The organism is Thioalkalivibrio denitrificans (genome assembly GCF_002000365.1).
Classification (GTDB): Bacteria; Pseudomonadota; Gammaproteobacteria; order Ectothiorhodospirales; family Ectothiorhodospiraceae; genus Thioalkalivibrio_A; species Thioalkalivibrio_A denitrificans.
This window is the reverse complement of the sequence record NZ_MVBK01000001.1, coordinates 11,448-16,447: the sequence shown is the minus strand read 5'-3', so window position 1 is coordinate 16,447 and position 5,000 is coordinate 11,448. Positions and strand designations below refer to the sequence as shown.

General features: G+C 66.6%; 6 protein-coding genes (1 of these 6 only partly in view). 2 read left to right on the top strand and 4 right to left on the bottom strand.

The annotated features are described in order from the left end of the window. Both B1C78_RS00075 and B1C78_RS00070 read left to right on the top strand, forming a co-directional pair. Positions 1-1,023, top strand: the 3' portion of a protein-coding gene (locus B1C78_RS00075) for an OapA family protein (protein WP_077277117.1). 510 nt of this gene lie to the left of the window's left edge; 1,023 of the gene's 1,533 nt are visible here — the last part of the coding sequence; its start codon lies off the left edge, out of view; it ends in the stop codon at positions 1,021-1,023. Next, a complete protein-coding gene (locus B1C78_RS00070) occupies positions 1,020-2,165 on the top strand; it encodes an anhydro-N-acetylmuramic acid kinase (protein ID WP_077277116.1) in 1,146 nt (381 codons plus the stop codon). The genes B1C78_RS00075 and B1C78_RS00070 overlap by 4 nt, the downstream gene beginning before the upstream one ends. Before the next feature lie 60 nt (positions 2,166-2,225). Here the strand turns inward: B1C78_RS00070 and erpA are convergent, their stop codons facing one another. The 4 genes from erpA to argC form a co-directional block, all read right to left on the bottom strand. Beyond that, positions 2,226-2,588: an iron-sulfur cluster insertion protein ErpA gene (gene erpA / locus B1C78_RS00065; RefSeq protein ID WP_077277115.1), complete on the bottom strand. Its 363-nt coding sequence runs from the start codon at positions 2,586-2,588 to the stop codon at positions 2,226-2,228. Positions 2,589-2,659: 71 nt separating this feature from the next. Beyond that, positions 2,660-3,124 (bottom strand): bactofilin family protein, encoded by a 465-nt coding sequence (locus B1C78_RS00060; RefSeq protein WP_077277114.1) that lies wholly within the window; start codon positions 3,122-3,124, stop codon positions 2,660-2,662. Beyond that, positions 3,125-3,859 carry a DUF6776 family protein gene (locus B1C78_RS00055; protein ID WP_077277113.1) on the bottom strand — a complete coding sequence of 245 codons (735 nt, stop codon included), beginning with the start codon at positions 3,857-3,859 and terminating at the stop codon, positions 3,125-3,127. It abuts the gene before it with no gap. A 5-nt stretch (positions 3,860-3,864) separates the two neighbouring features. After that, the gene (argC, locus tag B1C78_RS00050; protein ID WP_077277213.1) at positions 3,865-4,896 is read right to left on the bottom strand and encodes an N-acetyl-gamma-glutamyl-phosphate reductase; all 1,032 of its coding nucleotides are present in this window, start codon (positions 4,894-4,896) and stop codon (positions 3,865-3,867) included. Positions 4,897-5,000 lie beyond the last annotated feature (104 nt).

Genomic DNA, 5,000 nt, shown 5'->3' with positions numbered 1-5,000 from the left:
AGCCAGCTCAACCCGATCCTGTCCCTGGGCGACGACGTGGCCATGCTGCGCTCCATCCATCCGGGTGAACGGATCCGTGCGCGCAAGCATGAGGGCCGGCTGCAGGAACTGGTCTACGAACCGAACCGCACCCTGCGCCTGCACGTGACGCGCGCGGATGACGGCTATGAGGCGCAGGTGGTGGAGCGGGAGATGGAGGTACGCATCGCCCAGGGCACCGGGACCGTGCGCAGCTCGCTCTTCCAGGCCGGTCTCGATGCCGGCATGTCCGACCGGCTGATCATGACCATGGCCAACATCTTCGGCTGGGACATCGACTTCGCCCTGGACCTGCGCCAGGGCGACGACTTCACGGTCATCTACGAGCAGCTTTATCAGGACGGCGAGTTCGTGCGCGACGGCGCCATCCTGGCAGCCGAGTTCGTCAACCGGGGCACGCCCTTCCAGGCCCTGCGCTACACCACCCCGGACGGACACACCGACTACTACTCCCCCGACGGGCGCAGCATGCGCAAGGCCTTCCTGCGCACCCCGGTGGAATTTGCGCGCATCAGTTCCCGCTTCGGTACACGCCGCCACCCGATCCTGCACACCATGCGCCAGCACCGGGGCGTGGATTATGCGGCACCCACGGGCACGCCCATCCGCGCCTCGGGTGACGGCCGGATCGTGCATCGCGGTACCCGCGGCGGCTACGGCAAGACCATCATCATCCAGCACGGGCAGCAGTACCGCACCCTGTACGCGCACATGAACGGTTACGCGCGCAACACGGGCGTGGGCAGCCGCGTGCGCCAGGGGCAGGTGATCGGTTACGTGGGCATGACCGGCATGGCCACGGGCCCGCATCTGCATTACGAATTCCTGGTCAACGGGGTACACCGCGACCCGCTCACGGTACGGCTCCCTGATGCCGATCCCCTGCCGGAGAAGTATCTGTCGGACTTCAAGGCCAAGACCGCGCCGCTGCTGTCCCAGATCGAGACCTACCGACGCCTGGACGTGGCCCGGATCGAGCAATGAATCCCGACGCCCCGTTCGTGGGGCTGATCTCGGGCACCAGCATGGACGCCGTGGACGCCGTCGTGGTGCGTTTCGGCGATGGTATCGCCCCGGCACTGCTGGCCCGGCACAGCCACCCCATCCCCGACGCACTGGCCGCACGGCTGCGACGACTGGCCGATCCGAAGGCCCCCACCACCCTGGACGAACTGGGACAGGCGGACGTGCTCACCGGCGAACTGTTCGCGCAAGCCGCCCTGCAGGTCATCACGGGAGCGAACCTTGAGCCGGCGGCCATTGCAGCCATCGGCAGCCACGGCCAGACCGTGCGCCATCGCCCGGACTCTGATCCGCCCTTCACACTCCAGATCGGCAACGCGGGGCACATCGCCTACGGCACCGGCATCACCACGGTGGCGGATTTCCGCCAGCAGGACATGGCCGCCGGGGGACAGGGCGCGCCGCTGGTGCCGGCCTTCCATCGCGCCGTGTTTGGGAGCCCCGACGAGAGCCGGGTCGTCGTGAATATCGGCGGCATTGCCAACATCACCCATCTGCCGCCCGGCGGTCCGGTCGGCGGCTTCGACACGGGGCCGGGCAACACACTCATGGATCTGTGGGTCCGACGCCACCGCGACCTGCCCTATGATGATGACGGGGCCTGGGCGCGGACCGGAAGGCTGCTCGATGACCTGCTCGACCGCCTCATGGCCGATCCCTACCTGCATGCGCCTCCCCCGAAGAGTACCGGACCGGAGTACTTCGGCGCTGAATGGCTGGAAAGGCACCTGGGCGGATCACGCCCCGAAGCGCATGACGTTCAGCGCACCCTGCTGGAGTTCACCGCCCGCAGCGTTGCCGGCGCCATCGCCGCGTACGCCAACGACAGCCGGCGCACCCTGGTTTGCGGCGGAGGCGCCCATAACGGCCTGCTGATGGAGCGACTGGCGGCGCTGATGCCGGCGCGCACCGTGACGGATACGGCCGCCGCGGGGATCGATCCCGACTGGGTGGAGGCAATGGCTTTTGCGTGGCTGGCGAGGGAGGCCCTGCTTGGGCGGCCGGGGAATGTAAGGGAAGTTACGGGCGCCCGTGAAGACGTGATCCTTGGGGGCATCTTTCCGGGCAGTGGCAAGTGGCAAGTGGCAAGTGGCAAGGAATGAAAAAGGGGGCTTGCGCCCCCTCTTGTATCTTGCCTCTTGTATCTTGTCTCTAGCGCTTTCTTACGTCGAGAAAGAGGAACCGCAGCCGCAGGTGGTGGTGGCGTTGGGGTTGCGGATCACGAACTGGGCGCCTTCAAGGCCCTCGGTGTAGTCGATCTCGGCACCCATCAGGTACTGGAAGCTCATGGGGTCGATCAGCAGGGTGACGCCGCCCTTCTCCACCACGGTGTCGCCGTCGTTGATGCTCTCGTCGAAGGTAAAACCGTACTGGAAGCCGGAGCAGCCGCCACCGCTGACGAACACGCGCAGCTTCAGCGCGCTGTTGTTCTCTTCCTCGATCAGGGCCTTCACCTTGGAGGCGGCCGAATCGGTGAAGATCAGCGGGCTGGGCATGGTTTCGTTGGCAGTCTCGGTTGCACTCATGGAATCGCTCTCCGAACGTGGTTCTGTTCGATCTGTTGGGTGATTACGCTAGCATTTGTTGACTTGAACAGTCAAGAATTGGCGCGGCCCGCATCGGCTTCCCCGGGGGCGCCGGATTCCGGTTCGGCGGTCTTTTCCTGCGGCCTGATGTACTCAAGGCGGGGTTTCTCGTTGGAGCGCCGGACGAGGCTGCCGTTGACCTCGGCCCCCATGGCCATCTCGATGAGGTGGTAGTAGACGCTGCCCGTGATGCGGGCGTTCTGTGCCAGCTCCACCCGCTCCGAGGCGTGCACATCGCCCTCCACCGTGCCGTTGATGACCACCCGCGGCACATTGACCTCGCCCTCGATGCGCCCGGTATCGTTGAGGATCAGGATGGAGGGCCGCTCGCCGTCGTCCGCGTAGACGTTGCCGCGGATGGTCCCCTCCACGTGCAGCCCGCCCGAGAAGCGCATGTTGCCCTCGACGACGGTGTTCCGCCCCACCAGGGTATCCACCTGTGCGGAAGCACCCTTTCTCCGATTCCTGAGGAACATCTAGCGTCTCCCCTTCGTAGTGAGCGCGGCATCCCACGCAAGGTCCTGCTCCACCTCCCTCGGACGCTCACCCTCTGTCCGGGCAAGCACCCGCAGGGAACGCGGCGTGACGCCGGAAGGCACCCGAATACGTCCTTCCAGATTCTGGAAGTAACGGAAGCCGAATGCGTGGCCCTCGTCGACGTCGCCCAAGTCGACACCCTGCAGCTCCACGGTGGAGCCCCCCTGACGGCCCGTGACCATCAGTTGCATGGTGCCCTCCACGACACCGCTGCCGCGGATCTGGGTCAGCACCACACGATACACATACTCCCCGCCACGCGCCGACGGCTCAAGGGTGACACTGTGAATCTGCAAACCCGATTCCACATTTTCCGGGGAGACGATGCTGCGGTAGAAGGTCAGCTCCTCCTCCATGGCCCGGTACCGGGATTCCATGTCGTGCACCGATTCGCGCAGGCGCTCAGCCGCTTCCGCTGCGATGAGCTGATCCCTTTCCAGATGAGCATTGCGCTGCAGCAGGCGGCGGTTTTCCCGTTCAAGAGTCGTGACCCGCCGCTTCAGGTCACGGGCCTCGTCGCGGGCGGAGATCTGAAAGTCGCTGCCGACCGCGTAGCCGGCCTGATAGAGGCCCCAGCCCCCCAGAACCAGCAGGGGCGGGAGCAGCACCCAGGGCAACACCCGCCGCAGCGGATGTTGGAAGTGGACCCGATACTCGCCGGAAAGGCGTCCCATGGGGGTCAGGGCAGCACGGCGATCCCGTCGAGACCGGTGGTCTCCGCGAGTCCGAACATGAGGTTCAGGTTCTGGATCGCCTGCCCGGAGGCACCCTTGACCAGGTTGTCGATCACCGACAGCACCACCACCGTGTCGCCGTCCTGCGGCCGGTGTACCGCCAGCCGGCAGCGGTTGGTGCCGCGCACGCTGCGGGTTTCAGGATGGCTGCCCGCGGGCATCACGTCCACGAACGGCTCGTCCCGGTAACGGGTTTCATAGAGCGCCTGCACATCGGTGCCTGGATCCGAGAGCGTCGCGTAGAGCGTGGCGTGAATGCCACGGATCATGGGCAGCAGATGGGGCACGAAGGTCAGGCCCGGTTGGGCGCCCGCCACCTGTGCCAGGGTCTGGAGGATTTCTGGCAGGTGCCGGTGGCCCGGAACACCGTAGGCCTTGAAGGTTTCGCTGGCCTCGCACAGCAGCGTACCCACCTGGGCCTTGCGCCCGGCACCGCTGACACCCGACTTGGCGTCCGCCACCAGGCGGCCCGTGTCCACCAGACCCTGCTCCAGCAGCGGGATGAAACCCAGGATCACGGCGGTGGGGTAACACCCGGGCACCGCGATCAGGCGTGCCTTGGGGATGCTGGCCCGGTTGATCTCGGGCAGGCCGTAGACGGCCGCATCCAGCAGTTCCGGGGCCCCGTGGGGCTGGCCATACCAGCGCGCCCAGAGTTCCGGGTCGCGCAGGCGGAAATCGGCCGACAGGTCGATGACCCGCGTGCCGCGCGAGAGCAGTTCGCCTGCCAACCCGTGGGCCACGCCGTGGGGCGTGGCGAAGAACACCACGTCGCAATCGGCCAGGCGGCCCGCATCCGGCTCCGTGAACGTGAGGTCGGTGTGGCCGCGCAGGTTGGGAAACATGGCCGCCAGCGGTTCTCCGGCGTTGCCGCGCGAAGTCACCACCACGGGCTGCGCCTGCGGATGGGAGAGCAGCAGACGCAGCAGTTCCACGCCCGTGTAACCCGTTGCTCCCACGACTCCCGCCCTGATCACGTCCGCCACCTCCGCATTGACTCAAGGGAGTGGATCATACCTTGACTCGCGGCAGCCGCGAAACGCGCCGGCCCAGGATGCGCGTCCTAGGAGCCTGTCGGACT

Bases quoted from the DNA above. Each gene is read 5' to 3' on its own strand.
- B1C78_RS00070 (WP_077277116.1), top strand. From the start codon at position 1,020: ATGAATCCCGACGCCCCGTTCGTGGGGCTGATCTCGGGCACCAGCATG.
- erpA (WP_077277115.1), bottom strand. From the start codon at position 2,588: ATGAGTGCAACCGAGACTGCCAACGAAACCATGCCCAGCCCGCTGATC.
- B1C78_RS00060 (WP_077277114.1), bottom strand. From the start codon at position 3,124: ATGTTCCTCAGGAATCGGAGAAAGGGTGCTTCCGCACAGGTGGATACC.
- B1C78_RS00055 (WP_077277113.1), bottom strand. From the start codon at position 3,859: ATGGGACGCCTTTCCGGCGAGTATCGGGTCCACTTCCAACATCCGCTG.